31 protein-coding genes are annotated in these 21751 nt (G+C 62.6%); 4 read left to right on the top strand and 27 right to left on the bottom strand.

Annotated features, from left to right (window positions below; translation table 11 throughout):
- Positions 1 to 73 precede the first annotated feature (73 nt).
- The 18 genes from ACRQ1B_RS23320 to ACRQ1B_RS23235 all read right to left on the bottom strand — a co-directional run bounded on the left by ACRQ1B_RS23320 (position 74) and on the right by ACRQ1B_RS23235 (position 14521).
- Positions 74 to 1471 (bottom strand): sensor histidine kinase, encoded by a 1398-nt coding sequence (locus ACRQ1B_RS23320; RefSeq protein WP_432296515.1) that lies wholly within the window; start codon positions 1469 to 1471, stop codon positions 74 to 76.
- On the bottom strand, positions 1461 to 2132 hold the full coding sequence (locus ACRQ1B_RS23315; protein ID WP_432296514.1) for a response regulator transcription factor: 672 nt from the start codon (positions 2130 to 2132) through the stop codon (positions 1461 to 1463). Before ACRQ1B_RS23315 ends, ACRQ1B_RS23320 begins: the two co-directional genes overlap by 11 nt.
- A gap of 62 nt (positions 2133 to 2194) precedes the next feature.
- Positions 2195 to 2392 carry a hypothetical protein gene (locus ACRQ1B_RS23310; protein ID WP_432296558.1) on the bottom strand — a complete coding sequence of 66 codons (198 nt, stop codon included), beginning with the start codon at positions 2390 to 2392 and terminating at the stop codon, positions 2195 to 2197.
- 194 nt (positions 2393 to 2586) lie between these two features.
- The gene (locus tag ACRQ1B_RS23305) at positions 2587 to 2799 is read right to left on the bottom strand and encodes a hypothetical protein (protein WP_432296513.1); all 213 of its coding nucleotides are present in this window, start codon (positions 2797 to 2799) and stop codon (positions 2587 to 2589) included.
- A 15-nt stretch (positions 2800 to 2814) separates the two neighbouring features.
- Positions 2815 to 6636, bottom strand: coding sequence for a baseplate multidomain protein megatron (locus ACRQ1B_RS23300; RefSeq protein ID WP_432296512.1), 3822 nt, complete (start codon positions 6634 to 6636; stop codon positions 2815 to 2817).
- Positions 6637 to 7094: 458 nt separating this feature from the next.
- Positions 7095 to 7538 (bottom strand): NlpC/P60 family protein, encoded by a 444-nt coding sequence (locus ACRQ1B_RS23295; protein WP_432296511.1) that lies wholly within the window; start codon positions 7536 to 7538, stop codon positions 7095 to 7097.
- Positions 7535 to 8410: a DUF2163 domain-containing protein gene (locus tag ACRQ1B_RS23290; protein WP_432296510.1), complete on the bottom strand. Its 876-nt coding sequence runs from the start codon at positions 8408 to 8410 to the stop codon at positions 7535 to 7537. Before ACRQ1B_RS23290 ends, ACRQ1B_RS23295 begins: the two co-directional genes overlap by 4 nt.
- On the bottom strand, positions 8407 to 9036 hold the full coding sequence (locus tag ACRQ1B_RS23285; protein WP_432296509.1) for a phage distal tail protein, Rcc01695 family: 630 nt from the start codon (positions 9034 to 9036) through the stop codon (positions 8407 to 8409). Before ACRQ1B_RS23285 ends, ACRQ1B_RS23290 begins: the two co-directional genes overlap by 4 nt.
- Before the next feature lie 140 nt (positions 9037 to 9176).
- Positions 9177 to 9713, bottom strand: a complete 537-nt coding sequence (locus ACRQ1B_RS23280) for a phage tail tape measure protein (RefSeq protein ID WP_432296508.1) — start codon at positions 9711 to 9713, stop codon at positions 9177 to 9179.
- On the bottom strand, positions 9680 to 9967 hold the full coding sequence (locus ACRQ1B_RS23275) for a hypothetical protein (RefSeq protein WP_432296507.1): 288 nt from the start codon (positions 9965 to 9967) through the stop codon (positions 9680 to 9682). The genes ACRQ1B_RS23280 and ACRQ1B_RS23275 overlap by 34 nt, the downstream gene beginning before the upstream one ends.
- 148 nt (positions 9968 to 10115) lie before the next feature.
- On the bottom strand, positions 10116 to 10301 hold the full coding sequence (locus tag ACRQ1B_RS23270) for a rcc01693 family protein (RefSeq protein ID WP_432296506.1): 186 nt from the start codon (positions 10299 to 10301) through the stop codon (positions 10116 to 10118).
- A 23-nt stretch (positions 10302 to 10324) separates the two neighbouring features.
- The gene (locus ACRQ1B_RS23265) at positions 10325 to 10690 is read right to left on the bottom strand and encodes a gene transfer agent family protein (RefSeq protein ID WP_432296505.1); all 366 of its coding nucleotides are present in this window, start codon (positions 10688 to 10690) and stop codon (positions 10325 to 10327) included.
- Positions 10690 to 11097, bottom strand: coding sequence for a phage major tail protein, TP901-1 family (locus ACRQ1B_RS23260; protein ID WP_432296504.1), 408 nt, complete (start codon positions 11095 to 11097; stop codon positions 10690 to 10692). Before ACRQ1B_RS23260 ends, ACRQ1B_RS23265 begins: the two co-directional genes overlap by 1 nt.
- Before the next feature lie 41 nt (positions 11098 to 11138).
- Positions 11139 to 11534, bottom strand: coding sequence for a DUF3168 domain-containing protein (locus ACRQ1B_RS23255; protein WP_432296503.1), 396 nt, complete (start codon positions 11532 to 11534; stop codon positions 11139 to 11141).
- Positions 11534 to 11872 (bottom strand): phage head closure protein, encoded by a 339-nt coding sequence (locus tag ACRQ1B_RS23250; RefSeq protein ID WP_432296502.1) that lies wholly within the window; start codon positions 11870 to 11872, stop codon positions 11534 to 11536. Before ACRQ1B_RS23250 ends, ACRQ1B_RS23255 begins: the two co-directional genes overlap by 1 nt.
- Before the next feature lie 3 nt (positions 11873 to 11875).
- Complete coding sequence (locus ACRQ1B_RS23245) at positions 11876 to 12445, bottom strand: head-tail connector protein (RefSeq protein ID WP_432296501.1); 570 nt, start codon at positions 12443 to 12445, stop codon at positions 11876 to 11878.
- Positions 12446 to 12668: 223 nt separating this feature from the next.
- Complete coding sequence (locus ACRQ1B_RS23240; RefSeq protein ID WP_432296500.1) at positions 12669 to 13928, bottom strand: phage major capsid protein; 1260 nt, start codon at positions 13926 to 13928, stop codon at positions 12669 to 12671.
- An 8-nt stretch (positions 13929 to 13936) separates the two neighbouring features.
- Complete coding sequence (locus ACRQ1B_RS23235; protein WP_432296499.1) at positions 13937 to 14521, bottom strand: HK97 family phage prohead protease; 585 nt, start codon at positions 14519 to 14521, stop codon at positions 13937 to 13939.
- Between the two features lie 124 nt (positions 14522 to 14645).
- Here ACRQ1B_RS23235 and ACRQ1B_RS23230 point away from each other — a divergent pair, with 124 nt between their 5' ends.
- Together ACRQ1B_RS23230 and ACRQ1B_RS23225 are read left to right on the top strand one after the other, a co-directional pair.
- Complete coding sequence (locus ACRQ1B_RS23230; RefSeq protein ID WP_432296498.1) at positions 14646 to 14942, top strand: hypothetical protein; 297 nt, start codon at positions 14646 to 14648, stop codon at positions 14940 to 14942.
- A 106-nt stretch (positions 14943 to 15048) separates the two neighbouring features.
- Entirely contained in the window at positions 15049 to 15288 is a 240-nt protein-coding gene (locus tag ACRQ1B_RS23225) for a hypothetical protein (RefSeq protein ID WP_432296497.1), read from the top strand.
- 3 nt (positions 15289 to 15291) lie between these two features.
- Here the strand turns inward: ACRQ1B_RS23225 and ACRQ1B_RS23220 are convergent, their stop codons facing one another.
- The 5 genes from ACRQ1B_RS23220 to ACRQ1B_RS23200 form a co-directional block, all read right to left on the bottom strand.
- Positions 15292 to 15633, bottom strand: coding sequence for a DUF6107 family protein (locus ACRQ1B_RS23220; RefSeq protein ID WP_432296496.1), 342 nt, complete (start codon positions 15631 to 15633; stop codon positions 15292 to 15294).
- 266 nt (positions 15634 to 15899) lie between these two features.
- Positions 15900 to 16196 (bottom strand): type II toxin-antitoxin system RelE/ParE family toxin, encoded by a 297-nt coding sequence (locus tag ACRQ1B_RS23215; RefSeq protein WP_432296495.1) that lies wholly within the window; start codon positions 16194 to 16196, stop codon positions 15900 to 15902.
- Entirely contained in the window at positions 16193 to 16456 is a 264-nt protein-coding gene (locus ACRQ1B_RS23210) for a CopG family ribbon-helix-helix protein (RefSeq protein WP_432296494.1), read from the bottom strand. The genes ACRQ1B_RS23215 and ACRQ1B_RS23210 overlap by 4 nt, the downstream gene beginning before the upstream one ends.
- Before the next feature lie 56 nt (positions 16457 to 16512).
- Complete coding sequence (locus ACRQ1B_RS23205) at positions 16513 to 17712, bottom strand: phage portal protein (RefSeq protein WP_432296493.1); 1200 nt, start codon at positions 17710 to 17712, stop codon at positions 16513 to 16515.
- A 39-nt stretch (positions 17713 to 17751) separates the two neighbouring features.
- The gene (locus ACRQ1B_RS23200; RefSeq protein ID WP_432296492.1) at positions 17752 to 18060 is read right to left on the bottom strand and encodes a Dabb family protein; all 309 of its coding nucleotides are present in this window, start codon (positions 18058 to 18060) and stop codon (positions 17752 to 17754) included.
- Positions 18061 to 18206: 146 nt separating this feature from the next.
- On the opposite strand from ACRQ1B_RS23200, the gene ACRQ1B_RS23195 reads away from it, so the two are divergent.
- A complete protein-coding gene (locus ACRQ1B_RS23195; RefSeq protein ID WP_432296491.1) occupies positions 18207 to 18656 on the top strand; it encodes a hypothetical protein in 450 nt (149 codons plus the stop codon).
- A 40-nt stretch (positions 18657 to 18696) separates the two neighbouring features.
- Here ACRQ1B_RS23195 and ACRQ1B_RS23190 read toward each other — a convergent pair whose 3' ends face one another.
- Genes ACRQ1B_RS23190 through ACRQ1B_RS23180 form a run of 3 tightly spaced genes read right to left on the bottom strand, consistent with a single transcriptional unit; the run spans position 18697 to position 19980 of the window.
- Positions 18697 to 19059, bottom strand: a complete 363-nt coding sequence (locus ACRQ1B_RS23190) for an HVO_A0114 family putative DNA-binding protein (RefSeq protein WP_432296490.1) — start codon at positions 19057 to 19059, stop codon at positions 18697 to 18699.
- On the bottom strand, positions 19056 to 19343 hold the full coding sequence (locus ACRQ1B_RS23185) for a toxin-antitoxin system TumE family protein (RefSeq protein WP_432296489.1): 288 nt from the start codon (positions 19341 to 19343) through the stop codon (positions 19056 to 19058). The genes ACRQ1B_RS23190 and ACRQ1B_RS23185 overlap by 4 nt, the downstream gene beginning before the upstream one ends.
- Positions 19344 to 19374: 31 nt before the next feature.
- The gene (locus tag ACRQ1B_RS23180; RefSeq protein ID WP_432296488.1) at positions 19375 to 19980 is read right to left on the bottom strand and encodes a glycoside hydrolase family 19 protein; all 606 of its coding nucleotides are present in this window, start codon (positions 19978 to 19980) and stop codon (positions 19375 to 19377) included.
- A gap of 155 nt (positions 19981 to 20135) precedes the next feature.
- Here ACRQ1B_RS23180 and ACRQ1B_RS23175 point away from each other — a divergent pair, with 155 nt between their 5' ends.
- Positions 20136 to 20264, top strand: a complete 129-nt coding sequence (locus ACRQ1B_RS23175; protein ID WP_432296487.1) for a hypothetical protein — start codon at positions 20136 to 20138, stop codon at positions 20262 to 20264.
- A gap of 71 nt (positions 20265 to 20335) precedes the next feature.
- Here ACRQ1B_RS23175 and ACRQ1B_RS23170 read toward each other — a convergent pair whose 3' ends face one another.
- Positions 20336 to 21592, bottom strand: a complete 1257-nt coding sequence (locus ACRQ1B_RS23170; RefSeq protein WP_432296557.1) for a DNA-packaging protein — start codon at positions 21590 to 21592, stop codon at positions 20336 to 20338.
- Positions 21593 to 21751 lie beyond the last annotated feature (159 nt).

Here is a 21751-nt window from a genome sequence, read left to right as displayed (position 1 = left end):
TTTACCCTTTCCGTCTCACTTTCGCGACAGGCGCGGGGATCGGGCAACACATGGCGCGGGGACCGCGCCTTCGTCAGACTGCATCCTTGACCACGGATGGCAAGACCAGCCGCGCCCGAAGGCCGCCACGTGCGCCACGCGAAAGTTCGATCTGCCCCTGATATTCCGAGGTGATTTCCCGCACGATGGACAGGCCCAGACCGGTTCCCGGTTTGCTTTCGTCCAGCCGGCGGCCGCGTTTCATGGCTTCCTTGATCTCGTCGGGCTCCAGACCCGGTCCATCGTCCTCAACGACGATCTCGATCCAGTTCTTCTTGGCAGGATCGGCGCCCTCCGGCGCTTCGCCGACCACCGCCGTCAAGGTTACGGCCTGTTGTGAGTGGCGTGCTGCATTTTCCAGAAGATTGCCGATCGTCTCCTCGACATCCTGCTGTTCCATGGCAAGCGCCAGCCCGCCCGGTGCCACCGAAAGCGCGAAGGATTTTTCCGGGTTGAGACGCCGCATCACCCGCACAAGCCGCTCCAGAACCGGCTCCACCTCGGTGCGTGCGAGCAGCGATTCCCGCTGCGCGGCAATACGGGCGCGGTTGAGATAGGATTGCACCTGTCCCTGCATGGCCTCCGCCTGGCTGCGCACCAGTTCGGAATGGCCCTTGTCCAGCAGCCGCGATTCGTTCAGCAGCACGGCGATCGGCGTTTTCAACGAATGCGCCAGATTGCCCACCTGCATGCGCGCTCGCTCGACGATGCGGCGGTTGCTTTCGATCAGCGCATTGGTCTCCACCGCAAGCGGCCGGATTTCGCGCGGAAATTCGCCTTCCAGCCGCTCCGCCTGCCCGCGCCTGACCTTTTCCAACGCACGGCGCGCCTGATCGAGCGGTCGCAAACCAAACAGAATGGCGACGCCGTTGACGACCAGGCTGCAGACACCGAAGATCACCAGCGCGATATAAAGGCTGCGGTTGAAGGCGGCCGTGTCTTCCTCGACGACATTCAGGTTGCCGGACACGCGAAACCGCGCCGCCCGCCCCTCGCCGTCGAGCACGACCTCGGTTTCCGCCACGAGCACATTGTTTCCGTAGGCATCGGTCGCCGGATAGAAACGCTCATAACGGTTGTTGAACGGCACTTTCAGGATCGTCGGCACGGCAATATTTGAGGCACCGAGCGAGGACGACGACAGTGGTTGCGACGCAAACGTGCCGAGCGGCTCGATGATCCAGTACCAGCCAGTTTCCGGCTGCGAGAACCTGAGGTCGCCCAGTTGCGGGCTGCCGGTGATATTGTTGTCGTCGCCGATCGCCACCGAATTGATGACGTTATACAGCTGCGCGCGCAAAAGATCGGTAAAGGCGCGCTCCGAAGACTGGCGATACAGCGCGGTGATGACGATCGAGATCACCACGAGTGCCACCGCGGACCACATGGTGGCCAGCAGAAGAACGCGGGCGGTGACGGATCTAATGATCATCGGCTGGTGCTTGCATGCGGTAGCCGAGGCCACGCACGGTTTCGATCAGGTCGACGCCGATCTTCTTGCGAAGACGGCCGACAAAAACCTCGATCGTGTTTGAATCGCGGTCAAAATCCTGGTCGTACATGTGCTCGATCAGCTCGGTGCGCGACACCACTTCACCCATGTGGTGCATCAGGTAGGACAGCAGCCGGAATTCATGCGAGGTCAGCTTCAGCGCCACGCCATTGACGGTCGCTTTCGATGCCTTGGTATCCAGCCGAACCGGCCCGCAGGCGATCTCCGAAGAGGCATGTCCCGCGGCACGGCGGATCAGCGCGCGAACGCGCGCGAGCACTTCCTCGACATGAAACGGCTTGGCCACATAATCGTCGGCACCGGCATCGATGCCCGCCACCTTGTCGCTCCAGCGATCGCGCGCCGTCAGCATGATGACCGGCATGACCTTGCCGTTGCTGCGCCATTTCTCCACGACGCTGATGCCATCGAGTTCCGGCAGACCGATATCGAGAATGACGGCGTCATAAGGTTCGGTATCGCCGAGAAAATGGCCTTCCTCACCATCGAAGGCCTGATCCACCACATAACCGGCTTCCTTCAGCGCATCAGCCAGCTGCCGGTTGAGATTGACGTCGTCCTCGACCACGAGAATGCGCATGTCGGTCCTTCAAAGCATTTTCAAACGGAATATCCGGCATCGAACGACACCGGAGAAGAAGATTACATCGGCACCCTTACGGTAACCTTGCGCGGACGCTCGCCACTGCCCTGCACCAGCACGGTAATGATGCAGGTGCGCCCGTCATTGGACGGCTGGGCGGACAGAAGCTGGCCACCGGTATCACGCACGACCTTCGTCGCGGCATCGCCGCAATCGCTCGCCACCAGCAGCAAATAATCGCGCGCGGTCGCCTGCATCGGCACGAGGCCGAACAGAAAGCAGGTTGCAATCGCACCGATCATCGATTTTTTCATAGCCACCATTTCCACCCGCAAGAGGGACAGAGTGAGTTCCAATCGTTGAGGAACTATGTATCGAACAGCGGCTGAATGGCAAATGAATGGGGGCGACCGCAACCCGCCGCCCCGTTTTTACACCATATCGTGAGCGCTCAGACACCACCGATTTCTGTCTCGGCGGTGATCCGCCCATAGATGGCGATCAGTCCGCCGATCGCTCCTGCCGTCGTCACCGCAAGGTCCGCAAGCTCACCCTGCGTGCCTTCGTCCAGGTTCAGGCCGCTCATCTGCAGAAGCGAGGCGCCAATCGCGATCAGCGCGCCCCACACGGTTTTCGACTGGTGCCATGCCTTCATGCCATCCATGACTTTTCTCCTTCGTCACGTTTCGAAACTGAAGCTTTCAATCGTCGCAACACCCAACGGCACCGCCCGCCCAAGCTGGCGCAGCCTCACCAGAAGGCGCGTCTGCAACACACCGAAATCGGCCATCTGCTCGGCCACGCCATAAAGATAGGCCGGCGCCGTCACGTCGACGCTGCGCACCACCCCATCGCCGTTCAACACCTCCACCCGGTAGCGCTCGTCCGGCTCGTCGAGCGGAATATCCGCCGCCTCCCAGCTATCCGCATCCATGCGCCCGCGCCGTATCCAGGACACGGCAATGCCGCCGTCACTGCGCCGGTCGGCCCGCACATGCACAGGCGAAAGCGGCATCTCGGCGCGCATGCCGCCCGCAAAGGCAAACGGCCCCGCCCTTCCACCGGCAGCGCCACCCGCCTCCACCAGCCAGTTCAACCCGACGCCACGCTCTTCCAAAGCAAGCCCCAGCGGCACAACCGCCGCATCCAGCACGACAACCGCCGCGCCCGCATCCGCGCCCGCCATCATCGCATCCTCGGTGCCGGCCAGACCGCGCAAAAGCTCCGTCAGCCGCCAACGCCCCGCCGCGATCTCTTCCGCTTTCGCAAAGCCGATCACCTCCCAACTTCCGGCAAAACTCTTCACCGCGATCCGGTTGTCGCCATTCAGGACCGCGCGTTGCTCGGAGGAAGAAAAACCGTCGAAAAACAGCTCGCATTCCAGAATATTGGCACGGTCGAACCGCCCGCTGACACCTGTCACAAGCGGCATTGTCAACCGACCCATCCGCGCCGGGCGCTGGATCAGGCTGCGCGTGCGAAAACCTTCATTCGATGGCGAAGACGACACTGCCATGCGCCGCCAGGGCCTGCAAAACGCCGCCACCCGCGCAAAATTCCGGGCTTCACCAGGTTCGAACAGCGGCAGGTCGAGAAAATGCACGACCGGCGCGAACGAGGCCGAAGGCTGCCCGCCGACAACACGCCCGCCCCCCTCCTGCGGCAGAACAGCAGCCGAGGCTGCGGGCACGAACCGGCGCGCCTCGACCCTGCGCACAGTGCCGTCCTCGATCCGCTCGACCACAAACACACCATCCGGCCCTCCCGCCAAACGCACCGCATCCCCGGTTTCCAAAGCCAGTTCCGTCGGTGAAAGGGCAAAGGAAATGCTGCGCCGCGCCAGCCGGTTGTCTCGCAAAAGATCCTCGACCGCGCCTTGCGCCGTCTCCTGCGCCAACACAGCCGGCATGTCACAGCGCAGGATCCGCTGGCTCTGCGCCTTCGCCCGCCGCGAGCGTGCGCTCGCCTGTTCGTAGTCCAGCACCGGGTTGAACGAGGTCAGGATCGCTTCCGCCGCAAAATCGCTGTCATGCCCGCGCGTTTCCGACCAGAGAGGCTGATCTTCAACATCCACCAGCACGCCGATATCCGTCGCCTGAAGGCTCACCCGCCCCCTTGAGCGAAATTTCAGATGCCCGCCATCCTCCACCACATCGATACGAAACGCCTGCAACAACGGCTCGATCAAGGCCCGCGCTGAAGCCAGCTCTCCCTGCACATAACCGGTCAGGTCGCCGCTCACCTCCGACACATCGAAATCGTCGAACCCGTGTTCGGTGAGAATGGCAGCGATCGCATCGGCCAGCGTCGTCGCGCCCAGCCGCCCGTTCAGCCAATGACCCGTGCGCCAGTTGCCGCCATCACTCCAGATGGAAAGATCATCGGGAAAGGCCGGAAACGGCCGCGCATCCCAACTCCAGACAAACACATGGTCGGGATCGACCATGCCTGCCGCCGCCTGCTCCGGTGCCTGCCACCAACCATGATGCGCTTCGAGAAACCGCCGCTGCATGCTGTCGGAGCGCCCGCCGCTGGAAAAATGCGGCATCTTGCTCTCCGACGATTTCGGGTCGACAAACAGGTTCGGCTCATTCGCCCCCTTGTCGATCGCCGCACAGCCAAGCTCGGTAAACCAGATCGGCTTGCCCTTGGGCACCCAGACCGTCGGCTGCCCGCTCTCGCGCCCGCCTACCCGGTCGAAATGCGGATTGCCCCACCAACCGGCCAGATCCTTGTAACGAAACGTCCAGGGTTTTCCCGCCAGCCCATCGGTAATCGGCGACCTTTTTCGCGCAGCCCGATCAGCCTCGCTGGCATAATACCAGTCGAACCCTTCGCCGCCTGATATCGCCGCCCGCAAGGCTGTCACATCGTCCGCCAGCCGTGCCCCATCCGGATTGTTTTGGCCAAGATCGTCATCCCGCCAGTCCGAAAGCGGCATGTAATTGTCGATGCCGACGGCATCGATGACAGCAGACGCCCAAAGCGGATCGAGATGAAAGAACACGTCACCGGAGCCATCCTGCGGGTGATAGCCAAAATATTCGCTCCAGTCGGCGCCATAGGTCAGCTTTGTGCCCGGCCCAACCACTGCCCGCACCTCGCCCGCCAGCCGCACCAGTTGGCGCACGAAAGGAAAGCCGCCCGCCTCGTCACGCACCTGCGTCAGCCCGCGCAGTTCCGAACCGATGATCAATCCGTCGACACCACCGGCATCGACACACAGATGCGCATAATGCAGAACCATCCGCCGATAACCGTCCGCGCGCTCCGCAAAAGTCTCGACCTGCCCGCGCGCAACCGCGCTTTTGTCGGGTGATCCCGCCTGCCCCGGCGCCGGATGACAGGAAATCCGTCCCCGCCACGGATAAGCCGCTTGCTCGGCCCCGCCATGCGGGTCCGGCAAACCATTGCCATGGGGCACATCCATCATCACGAACGGATAGAGGTAAACTTCCAATCCCCGCGCCTTCAGATCCGCGATCGCCTGACGCACATCGGCATCCCCGGGCGTGCCGCCATAAGCAGGCCCGCCGCCTTCACCACCACTGGCATTCTTGCTGATCAGATGCGCCCCGGCACGCCCAAGCCCGGCAACCGACCAGGTCAGGCTTTCATTCCTGCGCTCCCGCACCTCCACCCCCGGCAAAACCCGGCATTCCCCCGCCCGCAGATCCGTCCCGAACCACGAAACCACCAGCGCCACCCGTTCGAGGTTCGGGCACACGGCAACAAGCTCGTCGATCGAAGCCTGCCAGTCCGTCGCCGCCGTCAGCGTGTTGCGGTTGAGAATGCGGGCGGCCCCCTCGCCAGTCGTTTCCTTCACCTGCACGCTGGCATAGCCATGTTCGGTTGCACCGGGAATGATGGTCACGGCCCGGATCTGGCTCTCCAGCACACCCACCGGCCGCACCACTTCGAACTGCATTAGCGGCAGCCGGTTGCCGAACACATCGAGCGGCAGATGCTCGAACACCGCATAGGCCAGCCCACGATAGGCCGGCGCCTTGCCTTCACCCTGTTTTGCCTCGATTAAGGGATCCGGCAACTGATCCTCTGAACCGGGATGCACCCGCATCTCGATGCCGGTCAGATCGAGTTCCTTGCCATCCGCCCAGACCCGTCGCACGCCGGCAATCGGGCCCTCGCAGATCCCCACCGCCAGATTGCCGAAGTAGGAAAACGTCTCCACCGTCGGCCCGCGCGTCGCCTTGGCCCCGCTGCGCTCGCGCGTCACCTCCTCTTCGAACCGTGTCGCCCAGATCAATGTTCCACCGACACGCGCAGTGCCATAAACCCGGTTGATCGCCGTCCCCTCATCCGCACCGGGGATGCGCGCCGTCGCCAGCCTCGCGCCCGAAATGGTCCGGCTGCCATTGATCAGCGCCCGATCGAGCATACTCCCGGCCAAAGCCCCTGCGGCCCGCCCGATGATCGCGCCGACAGGCCCAAACACACCACCAAGCGCGGCCCCCGCCGCCTGAAACAGGATCGTGGCCAAAGGAAAACCTCAAAAAATCCGGAAAAAAGAGACGCAAGCATTGCTGCGGTTCGGCAGCGGTCGCCTCTTCGAGGCTTTACATGGACGCCATGCGGTCAGGCCTTGCAAACAAAGGCCCGAGCCTTACCAGGCGCAAGCTCGATCAAGGCTTCGCAACGCTCAATTCACGCACGTATAAATTGTGATAACCTGTTGCCGTTCAGGAGCAGAAGCAGCACGCGCCGCGCCAGCCGGCGCGCCGGTGAGGACAGGCCGCACCGGCCTCGGCAAAGGCCTTGCTCTCGAACATGGAGGTGATGCTATGACGCTTTGGCCGATTAGCGTTACGCTTACCTTGCGGGTTACCCGGACGAGCTGGCAAGTCTCCGTCCGGATAACGATCCACAAGTAAGTAAGTGGCGGGCGGTGTGCAACCATCGCCCGCCACTCCATCCATATACACCGATACGCCCCAAAACTCAACCATTCCGCTCATCGTCAAACCGGTGCACCGCCGCAATCCGCCGCTTCCAGGAAGGCACCAGAACCGAACGCGCCACCGCCGCCTGCTCATAGGCGTGGATGAAACGGTCACCCCCGCAAAAAATGCCCGCATGCTTGGCCGCACAATCCGGCCGCCAGCGAAACAACAGCACATCGCCCGGCTCCATCCCGGCCGGCGGCACCGCCGGTCCGAACAGCCGCAACCCCGCCGCCAGCAGCCGGTCGTCGCCACTGCGCTCGGCCCAGTCCGCCGCATAGGGTGGCACCACTTCCGGCTCCGCACCATAAAGCGCCCGCCACACGCCGCGGATCAATCCGATGCAATCGCAGCCGACGCCAAGCGTCGCGCCCTGATGACGATAGGGCGTGCCGATCCACTGTTCGGCCAGCCGCACCACCCGCTCGCCGATAACACTCACGGAAAGACCGGGCTGCCGTCATGCAGCCGCTCCCCATCGGCAAAGGAATAGGCAAAATCCGATCCCGGCACATGCGGAAAGCCGCGAAAATTCAACTGATTTCCAAATTTCTGGCGGCAGGTCGCAAACGCCTTGTCGCACCCCGCCGTCACCGAAAAAACCTCGCCGCCGACGATCTCACGCTCACTCGGCAGCCACAGCGTCACATCCGCCGTGCCATCGGCGTTCAGCACATGCCCATCGACTTCCAGTTCGCCGCCTGCCTCCAGCCGCAAAACACCCTGCCCGAAAAAACCACTCGCAAAAGCCTGCAAGCCCGCCACCACCAGCCGCGACCGATCGCGCACCGAAACCACCGTGCCGGTTGCGCGATAGGCGGCAAGGTTCACCCGGCAACGCCCGTCCCCCAGATCGGCATCACAGCGGCGCCCGTAAACCCGCCCCTGCGGTTGGTCCAGCCTATGCGCCAGACTGCGCAATTCGGCGGTAAATTGTTCACCCGCCCGGCTCACCTCACCGATCTCGCGCACGCTCAGGCGCATGAATTGGTCAGGCGCGCGCCAGTTCACCACGAACAATTCCACCCGCGCGCCGTCATAACACCCCGCCGCCAGATCAGCCTCGGCAATCACATCGCTCGCAAAACCACCCGCCACCATGCCGGCACTTGCGGAAAGCCCGGCCTCGGCCTCTTCCTCGCTCGCCGAAAACCCGCTCGACGCCAGAAATTTTGTACCATCCATCACCAAATCACCGTCATGGTCGGTAAAACCCAACACCACGCCATCACGGCGCAAAACCCGCCAGCAATGGCAAAGCGTGGTGACATCGCCCTTCAGATGCGCGGCAAGTCCACCCGGGATCGATCTCATGGCAGGATCTCCGTCAACGGAATGGTCGGAATGCGCCCGGCATCGAACCCGGAAAGACTGACATCGATCCGGTCGATGTCGAAACGCACCGGCACATCGAACTCATAGCCCGCCGTCACGGTACTGCCCGGCGCCGGCGCTGCAGCAAAAGCCACGATACCGGTGGCACTATCCAGCGCCCAGCCCTCCGCTGGAACAACACCATCAACGGCCACAACGGCCGACCCGGCCACCGGCTTGGCGATCACCCGCTCGAACCCGCCACCCGCATCCGCGTAAGTCTTGATCAGCTGAAATGCCGTCCGCACGCCATCACCCGTGCCGATCACCTGATCGTTCACAGACACCGCCGCCAACGGCCCGCAGGATTTGAAATCCACCGGATCGCGAAATCGAAACCCGTAAAGTTGGCCGCCACGCGCCTCAAAAAACGCCAGAACCTCATAAAGATCGGCCACCGATTTGACTCCGGAGCCGGCATCGTAGCTGCGCCGCGAATTGCGCCAGCGGCCATTGCGCTGCTCGCGCCCGTTGGAAAGGTTGACGATCTCGGTCCTGCGCACCGGCCCGCCGCTGACGCCCAGCGCCACCCGCAGCGGAAACCGCACCTCATGAAACCCGCTCATGGCAGATCACTCCCAAAGCCCCGATATTTTGCGCATCACTGTCCGCCCCGCCCCCGTGAGCAGCGGTGCCGGCACGTGCCTGCAACAGGACCGCACCGCATCGACCAACAATCCTGCAAGCTGCTCAGGCCACGCCTGCCTCAAATCCCACGCTGCCCGCGCGCGACACTGCGCGCCAGCATGGCCGAAATCTGCCCCTCGCTCTTGCGAAAGCTGGCCGCATCCGTCGCCGTCACGTTGAACACGATCTGCGCCGCCTGTCCGCCACCACCCGCGGCCACACCCAGCGCCCCGTCCGGCCCGCGCCGCAGCGGCAATATCGCCTCCGCCCCCGCCTCGCCCATCAGGCCCAGATCGCCGCCGCCCATCGGAAAGAAGCTCGGCGCACGCACCACGCCCCCATCGGCAAACGGCGTCACCGAGCCGACAAGATTGCCGATCGCGCCGGAGAGCAGTCCCTCCAGCGGCTTCAAACCTGCCGAAAGCGCGATATCGGTCAACCGGTTGCCCAGCCCCTTCAACACATCGTCGAGCCCGCGCCCACCCACAGTCGCGGATCGCAACGCCGAGGTCAGTGCCGCGCCAAACCGCTGCGAGCGCCCCTCCAGATCCGCCATCACATCGGCAAGCGCCTGCGCACCGGTCAGCGTTTCGGACATGCTGTCGTCGTTTTCCATGGAACAATCTCCAGACTATCAGTCGGACCAAAACTCTGGCACGCATCAGGCCGCAAAAAGACAAAAGGACGGTCATGCTGACACTCACCGGCGAATGCGGAGAGCGATTCACCGCCAAACTCGAAAATCCGACAAGCGGCGCGACCACGCTCACCTTCCAGACGGGCTGGTGTTCCGGCACGGCGAAAATCTTCCTGAATGATGGCGAATATGCCCGGTTGGCCGATATGCTTAAGTCCGGCAAGAACGCGCATTTCTTCAACGAACTCGGCAGTCTCGACGTCAAGTTATCCGCTTCCGGACCGGGCAAGATGCGCGCCGAAATCTCGATAATCCCCGACATAGCCGGAAACGACAGCGTCAGAATATCCTTCGCCGCATCGCGTCCGCAACAGGCATCACTCACCCATCCGGAAACGCCGCCATCAACCCCTCCAGCCGGACCCTCGAAAACCCGACCCCGCGCCCGGCAAACCCGCCGGCCACGCAGAAAAACTCCCGCGGCGTCAGCGCCCAGAAAACCGCAGGCTGAAGCCGCAGCCGGCACAGTCCGGCATGCATCACCATCTCCCAAGGAAACGGCTGCACGCCCGCCTCTCCTGCTGCGGCCCTCAAGGGTTTGCCGCCACCGCCTTCGGCTGTGTGCCGTCCCCGCCGAATGTTGCCTCCAGCAGATCACCGACAATGCGCGCATAACCGGCCAGACCGCCCTCGATGCTTAATCCCGCCACGTCCTCATCGGTGAGGAGATTGCCGCCGCCGCGCAGGCCCGCACCGATCACGGTGATCATGTCACCAGCCTTCAGCCGCCCGGAAGAAAACCGTTCAGCCAGACCGGAAAGGTCGCCAACGGCAAAGGCCGTTTCCAGCTCGGCCAGCGCCCCCAGCGTCAGGCACAAAATCCGACGTTGACCATCCAGCACCGCCTCCACCTCGCCGCGATGCCGGTTGGCGCGCGCACCCGAAAGGCTCTCCATCACAGCGCTCCAAACACGAGGCTGCCGGCCGATTCCAGCGCCAGTTCGAACCGGATCTCGCCATCATGTTCGCCGGCATATTCCAGCGCGGTGATCTGGAACGGTCCACTCACCGTGCCGAAATCCGGGATCACCACCTGCCATGCCAGAATGGCGCCGGCAAAAAACGCCGAACGCACCAGGGCGTCCGAAGCCTGATCCTTGAATATGCCGGCACCGGTGAGCGAGGCCCGCTGCACGCCCGCGCCACCCAGCAGTTCGCGCCAGCGGCCGACGCTTTCCGCATCGGTCACATCCACGGTCTGCGTATTGAATGCCAGCCGCTTCGACCGCAGCCCTGCAACGGTCTGAAAACCGTTGCCGCCTTCCAGCTTCAACAGCAGGTCCTTGCCCTTTTGCGCCACCATTTTCTCTCCCCTTGCCAGAAATCGAGCTTTGCATCGGACGATCACAACCGATCCGTCACCGCCCTGAACCGCATTTCCGCCAGCTGAAACTTTGTCTTGGGCTCCCGCCGCGTCCGCGTGCCCTGATGTTGCAGGTTCACCAGATGAGCCCCCTCCAGCGTCAACGCCGCATCATGCAGAAGCAACCGCACGCGCGCCGCAATCCCCTGCGCTTCACGCCGCCCTTCCGCCACCGACCACACTTCCAGCGTCACCAGATGCACCTGCAGCGTCTCGCCATCCTCGTCGCGGCTGTCGATCTCGCCAAACACCACGCACGGCATTTTCGCCCGCGCCAGCATCCGGTCGCGCACGCCGTCCTCACCCACCAGCGACCGCAATTCGGCATCTCCGACAAGCCGCGCAAACATCGCCTTCATCAGCGCATTGGCCGCCATCACGCACCCTCCTCCTCGCAATGGCAGACGAGGTAACGCCGCGTCTCGTCCGGATCCCTCACCGCCCTGATGACGAACAGCCGCTCCCCTTTGCGAAACCGCTGTCCCCCCAGAATGCCGGCGCGAAACCGCACCCAGATCCGATGCGTCACCAGCGCCGTTTCCACGGCCGCCCCCTTTTCGGACACCACAAACGACACCGGCTCGATCCGCGCCCACATCGATGACAGAACGGACCACGCCGAAACCGCGCCCCCCTGTCCATCCGGCTGGGCCTCGGCCACCTCCAGATCCAGTCGCGCCGTCATCTGTCCGGGATCGAAAAAGGTGACCGGCATGTTTCAGAGCCTCCGCAGCCGGTAAGACGCGATCAGCCGCTCATATCCATCCGGCACACCAGCCGGCTGCTGTTCCAGCGACACCACGCCACGATAGGCGAACATATGCGCCACATGCAGCAGCAGCGCCCGTTTCAGCCCGTCCGGCACATCGACACCAGTCTCACCAAACCCGGCGACAAAGGTGATCTCGATACCGTTCATGACCTGCCCCGGCACCGGCGTTTGCCGCAGCCAAAGCCGCGCGGGACGTCCCTCGCCATCCAGCAGATGATCTTCAAGTGACACTTCAAGCGGCGCGCCGGCATGGTCATAAACCGTCACATTCTCAATGGCTTGCACCGGATATTTGACGATCCGTAATATGCCGTCATGCGGCCACGCATCAAGGCAGAGCCGCCAGGTTTGCGACAACAGGCAAAGCCCGGTTTCACGCTCCAGATGTCCGCGCGCGGTGGTGATGAGGGAGGCAAGCAGCGCATCCTCATGGACATCGTCGAGCCGCAGATGCGCCTTCACCTGCGCAAGCGTGATCGGCTCCGCAGTCGGCGGAGTGGCCAGGATATAGGTCATGGAAAATCCTTGAAGGAGATGGCCGGATTGTGGGGTCGCCCCTCATCCGGCTCGCTTTCGCTCCGCCACCTTCTCCCCGTTCTGACGGGGAGAAGAGATATGCCGCACCCTTTCGGCCCTCTGCGAAGTGACAGGAGGCACGTCCCCTCTCCCCGTTTTACGGGGAGAGGGTTAGGGTGAGGGGCAGCCCAGAGAAAGGATGCTCAAGAGCCATCCCCCAACCTCAGTTGGCCGAAAACTTCACCACCTTGATCGCCTCAAAGTTCTGCACCCCGCCACCAACCCGCTTGGTCGTGTAGAACAGAACGTACGGCTTGGCCGAATACGGATCGCGCAAAATCCGCACACCCGCACGGTCCACCACCAGATAACCGGACCGGAAATCGCCGAACGCGATCGCCGTCGCATTGGCGGCAATGTCCGGCATCTCCTCCGCCTCCGCCACCGGAAACCCGATCAGCGACGCCGTCTGCCCGGCCGATGCCGGCGGCCGCCACAGATAGTTGCCATCCGCATCCTTGAATTTGCGCACCTCGGCTTGGCTGCGCCGGTTCATCATGAAGGTGGCGTTCTGCCGATGTTTGGCCTTCAGCGCATAGATCACGTCGACCAAGGTATCGGAGGGATTGGCCGCCTTGAAACCACCCGCGACACCGGTCGCCACATGGCCGAGACTGCCCCAGGCCCAGTCCTCTTCCGCCACAGTCGGATAGGTGAGAACCCCCCTCGGCTTGTTGACACCGTCGCCGCGTACAAAAGCGTCACCCTCCTGCTCGGCAAACACCACATCCACCTCGCCGGCGATCCAGGCCTCGATATCCACCGCTGCATCGTCGAGAAGCGCCTGTGTTGCCGCCGGCATGGCGTAAAGTTCCATGGTCGGAAACGTCAGTTCGGAAAGCTGCGGCGTATCGGTCTGCGGCCGCGCCGCCGTCTCGGCCACCCAGCCGGTCGCCAGCCCCGCTGCCGCAAACGGCTTTTTCAGCACCGCGCCCGAAACGGTGCGCACCGTCGAAAGCGCACGCATCGGCGAAACGACCGAAACGCGCCGCCCGATCTCGTTATCCGTCTCAGGCGGCACCAGATAACCGCCATCCGCACCAACAAACCCCGAAAACGCCTTGGCCTCCAGTTCGCGCAGACCCTGCTCGTCGCCCCGGCGGATATAGGCATCGAACGCCGCCTTGTGCTCCGCCGCCTCCGGCCCGATTTCGCGCCCTGAGCCCAAGGCCGGCCGCGCCTTCTTGAGCAGCAGCAGATCAAGCGATTTCCTGTTGTCGTCGATGGCGCGGTTGATGCGATCCATCTTGTCCCGCGTCACCACATCGGCGCTCATCTTCTCCTCGATCTCGCCGAGGCGTTTGTCATTGACCTCCTTGAAGGCCTCGAACGCCTCCATGAAATCCTCGAAAGCCGCCGTCACCGTATCCGGCACGGCCTTCACTTCAGGTGCCACACGCATCTGTTCCGTCATATCGGTCATCCCCAAGGTTAGATTTTACGCGTTGATTTGAAGGTTGAGGCAAACATCAGCTTTGCCGCTTGCCGCATCTGGCGGACGAGTTCGGTTTCCCGGTCGCGAAAGAAGCGCGCGTGCTTCACGTCGGAAACCCGCGCCGAGGGCAGCATCGGAAAGGTCACGACCGAAATTTCCCAAAGCTCGGCTTCGAGAATGCGCCGCACGCCAGTCTTGGCATCGGTGCGGGCCTTCACACTGCGAAAACCGATGGACAACCCATCCAGCGCGCCTGATTTCATCAGCGAAAACACCTCCCGCGCCCGCGCCACGCCGGGCGACAGCATGCCCTCGACATAAAGCCCGCGCGCATCCTCGCGAATGGTCTTCCAGGCGCCGATGGGTTCTGCCGGATCATGCTGGTAAAGCATGCGCACCTGCCCCGCCCCACGCTCCACCAGCGACTGGCGAAACGCCCCGCGTTCAATGGTGTCGCGGCCGAGATCGACCTCGCCAAAAACGCTGGCATAACCGGAAAACACACCATCACCAGTCACGCCCGCCAGTTCCAGATTGGCAAATTTGCGCGCATGGGGTCGCGGCCCGCGATAAGCGTGCATGAAAACTCTCCTCGATTTTCAGATTGCTGTTTGTGCCGCAGCAAGTCTTGCCCGACACAGCTGCCACCCGATATGCCACGGCTCAACGACACGACGGGCAGCCGCCCGGGCAAAGGAACAGGACATGGCCTGCAGCACCTGCGCGGAATTTTCATCCTCGCGCCCGATCCACCGGCCGGCCGATCTCACCTCGGCAATCCTGTCATTGCAGGCCGCCATCGCGGATGGCCGGCTCACCGTGCTGCCCGACGACATCACCAACACCGCCGCTGCGCCCTTCTCCACGCTCATCGCCGAAGGCCCGTGGCACGACTTCGTCGAGAACCGCTTCAAATGCACCGCATGCGGCAAAAAATACCGGCTGCGCGCCGAGACATATCACGGCAGCGGTGGCAGTCTGGAAGGCGTGTACGGGATCTGAACTGGCACATAGCTGCCCGACCAAACCGACTGTTCAGCCAGCCGTGTTGAGCCTCGACCACATCCGCGTTATAATTCCACCCGCAAACCCCGCGCGGGAGGAAGACATGCAGACGCTGTTCCTGATCGCACTCGGCTTCGTATCCGGCTCGGCCATCATCGCCGGCTCCATCTACATGGCCGTAAACCCACCCGGCATTTTCAGAAAACCCCTGTTCGCCAAACCGCTTGACCGATCGGATAACGGTGGTGACGCAAATGGCGCGGTCTATGCCGGCGCCATTAGCAATGACGGCGGCTGCAGTTCCGATAGCGGCGGCGGAGGTGGCGGCGACAGCAGCTGCTGACGCCTATCCCGATTTGCGGCCATAACGCGCCGCGATCCGCGACAACGCCCCCAGCACCCACCAGGCGCAAAGGCTCGCCGCCGCAGAACCCGCCAGCATCAGATCGGTCGCCGAAACGGCATCGGCAATCCCCGCGCGCTCCGCCAGCCAGATGCCGGCCGGCCCGCCAAAGATCAGCCCGCAGCTGACGCCGGTCGCAAAACGGCTCAAGGCCTCGCGCCGGCTCTTGGGCAGAAGATAGATCAGCGAGACCGCCGCTCCCGCAATCGCGCCCACCACCTTGGCGGCCCACACGCCGGCATCGTTGCCGATACCGGCTCCGAGATCGGTGCCGAGTTCAGTCATTGTTAACCATTCCCTGCGAGAGTGAGGCTCTGTCACATGTCAGGACGATATCTGCCTGCATGCGAAGATAACGGCGCCGAACCGGCACCGGGGCGAAAAAATCCGCCCGTTCGAAGTTGCAGAAACCATCGTTTCGCCCCTCGAAACCACTTTAACTTTCGACGTTTTCGCAAATCATGAGAATCGCTTGGCGCGATCTTCTGACAGAGTGAGTCCGGGTTTTAAGAGGTTGAGTCAGCAACTTCACAAGCCGGATGAAGACGGCCTTAAATATCCCCGTCCTTTTCCAGTTCCGGTGCCATCTGGCGGCCATGGCGAATGTGCGAGACGGTTATTCCCTTCGGCCCGACACGATAGTCGATGACATAATCGCCGGAAACAAACCTCCGTCGCCCTGGCAGAACTGTATATTCCTCACCTGCCATCGGATATTCCGCCAGAAGCCGAAACGACTGTTGCAATTGCTTGACCACAGCCTCGGCTGCATGCGGATTAAAATGCTCCAGATAGGCGCGTTCCTGCCGGATAAAGCGGGTCGCATTTTTCGAGAGCGTGAGTTTCATTCGGCGGCGTCCTTACGCTCGTCGAGCAACTCGGCGAAAAACTCCTCGGCGTCCATGCATTCGCCATTGGCGATCTGCTCTTCACCTTTCAGGATCTGCAGGACGTCGTTGCCCTCCGCCATCATGTAATACTTCAACGCCCGCACGATCACCCAGCTGCGGCTGCGCTCGCTGGCCTCGGCAATCTTCTCGATATCTTCCAGAATATCGAGCGGCACGCGCAAGGTGATCGGATCGGACAGAACAGGTTTGTCGGCCATGAGACCCTCCATTTGTAATACGCCGTATTACAAACTACGCCTGTCCGCCCCGCCTATCAATATCCCACCGCCTGCCGCTTCTCGTCGTCGGACAAAAACGCCGCCGCCCCCACCCGCGCCCACAGCGCCTCACGTTCGGCGGACAGGCCCGCGATGCGATCCAGATCCGGCTCCAGCCGCAGTTTGTCGCCAAACGCACCGCCCAGCCAGGCGGAAAAACTGCCGGCAATCCGAAAAATCATCGGCAGCACGGTCAGGCGATAAAAAGCCCGGTGCGCTTCCTGGTAATTGGCATAGGTATTGTCGCCGGGAATGCCGAGCAACATCGGCGGTATGCCGAGACCGAGCGCAATATCGCGCGCAGCACCATTTTTCGCCTCCATGAAATCCATGTCTTTCGGCGAAAGCGCCATCGCCTTCCAGTCCAGCCCGCCTTCGAGAATGAGCGGTCGCCCGGCATTCACCGCGCCCGCATAGCCCTCCTCCAACTGTTCCTTCAGCCGGTCATATTGGCCGGGCGAAAGATTGCCGCCATCCTTGGGCTGATAGACCAGCGCGCCGGAAGGCCGCGCCGAATTGTCGAGCAGCGCCTTGTTCCAGCCGGATGCCGCATTGGAAAGATCGAGCGCAGCACCCGCCGCCGCCAGCGGCGAAAGGCCGGAATGATCATCCAACGGATGAAACAGTTTTAGGTGCAGCACCGCCAGCCTGCCGTCCCCCTGACCGCCGCCCTCCACCTCCGCCGGCAGACGCCGCGTCACACCACCGGCGCGATAATCATAAGCGATTGGCCAGCCATCCCGCCCCTCGACAACAGCCACCCGGTCGGGCCGCAGCAGATGCAGTTCGCGCACCCTGCCTCCCACCAGCAGCGGCTCCACATAGGCATTGCCGGAGAGGAGCAGATGCCCATACAGCGCTTCGAAAAAATCCGCCCCGCCCTGCCGCCCGTTCGGCCGCGAAAGCAGCGAAAGCGCCGCATGCGCCTCCACTTCGGCACGGCCCTCATAGGCCAGCCACGGCACGGCGGCAGCAGCTTCCGCGATCATCCGCACGGCCCGATGCGCCACCGGGTTTTTCATAAACCCCGCCCGCGAAAGCGCCGCATAGGAGCGCCCCGACCATGACGCCGCCCCCTCGCCGGAGATTACCGCAAATCCCGCTCCCACACCGGTCATCGCCTTGGCCTCCGGAATTTTGGGCACGACCTTGCCCTCCCCCGCGAAAAACCGCGGCAGGCGAAAAGGAGATTTCATCGAAGGTAATCCTTGTGTTTGGCCGAAACAGCCCGCCGTTTATCTCAACGGCGCCGTCACCGCCGCACCGACATCATAATCCGCCGCAATCCGCATTTCCCTTATCGGCTTCACCACGTCGATCGACTGCTGATAAATCGGATGCGCCTTGTAGGCGCTAAGCGCCGCCTCGTCTTCAAACTCGCCATAAACCACGAGATCGATCTCGGTGCCCCACTGATCGGTCTTCACATTGGTGCCGATTTCCAGAAGCGTCGCATGCGGATTGGCCGTCAGCAGCGAAAGCCCCGCCCGCACGTCGTCGAGGTTTTCGGGCTTGGCCGTAAAAAACACGATATGGCGTATCATCGAAACTCCGCATGCCGTTCATCTCAAACGCTGCCTCGCTATCACGCAAAACCGCGGGCTTCAACGAACCGGACATTGCTTCGTACAGCGTTGACCGCCATCCCGTCAGGCCCATATTGAGCCGCACCAGAAGATACGAGACAGACGTGCAGACAACCGGCAAAAGATACCCGCTCTTCCTCATGGCGCTGGCAATCCTCACCGCCGCCATCGCCCCGGTCACGGCAGGCATCCTGTGGGTCAACGTGATCGTCGGTGCCGACAGCACCAATCTTCTCAATCACCTCGTCACACACGCCGGCTTCGAACACGCAGAGAAGAGCGAGATCGAATTGATCAACGCGGACGGCCCGATGCCGGAAATGTCCCGCCTGTCGATCCCCGTGGCCGAGAATGCCGAAGACCCGATCCCGCCATTGAAAAAGATCTGCGCAGACATCGGCCTGGAGCAGCCGCGCGCCGACCAGATCGCCGTCGAACCCGATACCATCTGCACCGGCCTGTGGAATGGCGAACGCATGCAGGTCAACGCGGCTCTCCAATGCAAGCCCGGCCCATGCCTGCTTTATATCGAGACCAGTGCGTTCGGCTTTTGACAACCAAGGGCGCCACATTACATATGCAGCAAACGCTGCCTCACGCCGCCTCGATGATCGCCATTTCCGCAGTGATCCGCGTCCATGGCACGGTCACCATGCCGTCACTGGTCTTTTCGATCAGCCCTGCCTCCAGCAGGGTAGTCACATCGGCATGCACGCCGCGATAGTCGCGCTGCAGGCCTTGCGTCAGTTGCCGGATGGATGTCGCCCCCGTCGCCTTCAATTCCCGCAGAAGCCGCCAGCGGTTCGGCGTCAGAACCTTCAGCAACAGATCCATGCTTTCGAAGGCAATCTCCGCTGCCGGATGAGGGTCGTTGCCGGCATCGATCGAACCTGCCGCTTCGGCAGCGGCATCGAAGAACGCATCCATGCCGGACACGTGAAGGTGGACTTCATTCATCTGTTCATCTCCTGCCGGATATCCGCCTGGAAATCTCTGATCATCTGCTCGAGACCGGTAAAAACATAAGGCTCTTCACGGTCGCGATAATGCCGGTGATCGCCCTTTCCGGCCTCATTGTCGTAACCGATCACCCTTTCGCCCGGGCGACCGAAAAACAGCGAATATTTCAGCACATGCGGAGGTTCTCCGGTCATCACAGGCAGACGCCAGACCTTCATCTGGATGATCCAGCCGCCATCCAGCAACAATTTGCGATCAAGGATCAGCAACGCATCTGCCATATGTAGAAAGTAGCATATGCTTCAAGCAGCATCAACCGAGCGCCGCCGCAAACGCCTCGCCATAACCCGCAACCAGCTCCGCCCTGTCCGTGCCATTGACGATTTTTCGCGCGCCCACCCAATCCGCCTTGTCGCGACCGAAAAAGAAACCCAGCCGCCAGCCGGTAAACAGCCCCACCCGCATGCCCTCGATCAAGATCCTTGCGGCAATATCGACGCGCATCGCCAGATCCGGCTCCGCCACCAGATCCTCCCCCGTCAGGTCGGACATCGCCTCGTAATTACGCTTGTGCGTCAGTTGCACGAAACCGCGCCCGAACCAGCTTTTGCCCTCCGCGTCCGGCCGCCAGTACGGTGTTTTCACAGAAGGCAGACGACCGGTCGCAAAGGCCCGCTCCAGCCGCGCCACGGCCTCATCATCACTCTTCGCCAGCGTTTCGCGCACCGGCCGCATGGTTTTCGCCGTCTCGTGAAAGGCGGTCGCCAGAACATAGGCCAGGGCGGGGTCGGAGGCTTTCGAATGCAGGCCCCAGTGGTCGAGAATGGCCTCCATGCCCGCCACCTGGGTGCGGGAAAGCCCGCCGGAGAAGGGGTTCTGCCGCACTCGGCCAAAAAATCGCGCTCTGTCCACAGCCATGCCAAAGCCTCGCCCGAATTAAATGACAAGTTTCAATCGGTTTAGAAAAACTAAATCGTTTTAACAACTTAAGGCCCGATTTACTTTTTGTTTGGGATATGGAACCAACGAAGTCACCAGGCGTTGGACGTCGGTTTTGAACGAAGGAGATCATGATGATGCACCAGCAAGCTTCTGCCGCGACCGTGAAGCAGCCGATCCCCCAGCATGTTGCCGAGCGCCTCGAATCCGAGTGGCGTCAGGTCCGCGAAAGCGCACCGTCTCCGGTCACCACCAAGCGCTGATAAAAACTTCCGTCCCGCGCGCTCGTCGCTGCGGGACGTTTTGTGCCGGCGGTCCAAACCGCGTTCCGGCCTCAGATTCCCCGCACACGCGGCTCTCCCTGCCCCTCCAGCACCAGCGCCGTCAGCGCCCAGACCAGTGCATCCAGCCGGTCAGGCGAACGTCCCGACGACAGCCCGTCCGGCCCGAAATCGCACATCTGGTCCTCCAGCTCGACGAACGTGCCGGCATGCAGAACGCGCCCCTGCTCGTAGAGTGCCGCCACCGGTTCGGCCCGCAAAAACTTTCCCCGCGTCGCCCGCACCATCGTCACCGGCAATCCGGCATCGACGCTTTTCAGCATGGCCAGCACCATGTCGCCACCCTGGTTGACTTCCGCCACCACCCGGTCGGCGGCAAACCGCGCATAGGCCTTTGTCACCGCCTGCGCCCAGCCACCGGGTGTCATGCCCTCGACGGAACAATCAGCCAGCACCACCGCCCGGCCATAACCGCCGGCAGACAGCGCATTCTCCTCGATCCCCGCCACAACGATGCCGCAGCACGACCCCTCGCCGGACCCGGAAGGCGGGTCCACCGCCACCACGATGCGTTTCAGCGGCCCATAGGCCCGTGTCACGCAGGCTTCCAGATCCGCCCGTTTCCACAAGGCATCGGCGCGATCCTCGATCAGCTCTCCGGCAATTTCCTGCCGTCCCAGCCGCGTACCGCCATACCGGCTTTCCAGCACCGCCATAAAACCCGGCGCCAGGTTCTTTTCGTTCGCCGCCGTCGACATCCGCACCAGATGTGTCGTCGGATCGGCAATGAGAGCCTTCAACACCGGCACCGGCCGTGGCGTTGTCGTCACCAGCTGGCGCGGATGGGCTCCCAGCCGCAGACCGAACTGCAGCATGTCAAAGGTTTCCTGCGCATGTTTCCACTTGGCCAGTTCATCGCACCAGGCGAAATGAAACTGCGGCCCGCGCAAACTCTCGGGATCTTCCGAGGAGAAGATCTGCGCCACCGCCCCGTTCGGCCAGACCAGCCTGCGCCGCGACACCTCGAAATCCGGTATCTTTGTCCGCGCAATCCGACAGATGCCGGAGGCGCCATCCACCATCACCTCCCGCGCATCCCCCAGCGTTTCCGCCACCAGCGCGATGCGCAGATCCGAGCGCGGCGCGGCAGAGGCCAGCGCATGCACCCATTCGGCGCCGGCCCGCGTCTTGCCGGACCCGCGCCCGCCCATGATCAACCATGTGCGCCAGTCGCCGGACGGCGGTTGTTGCGCTTCACGGCCGTTGAGGAACCACGTGCGCTGAATAGAGTGGACATGCGGCGTCAGCAGCTTTTTATCGGCGATGCTGCTTCCTCCCTCCGATCTCCCCCCTTGAGGGGGAGATGTCACCGAAAGGTGACAGAGGGGGGGTAGCAACGGCGCGGCAGACAATTCCAAAGCGGCATTTACGCCAGCATTATGCCCCTCTGTCCTGCCGGACATCTCCCC

It is taken from the genome of Endobacterium panacihumi (assembly GCF_050847465.1).
GTDB classification, from domain to species: Bacteria; Pseudomonadota; Alphaproteobacteria; order Rhizobiales; family Rhizobiaceae; genus Neorhizobium; species Neorhizobium panacihumi.
This window is presented reverse-complemented; position numbering and strand designations above follow the sequence as displayed.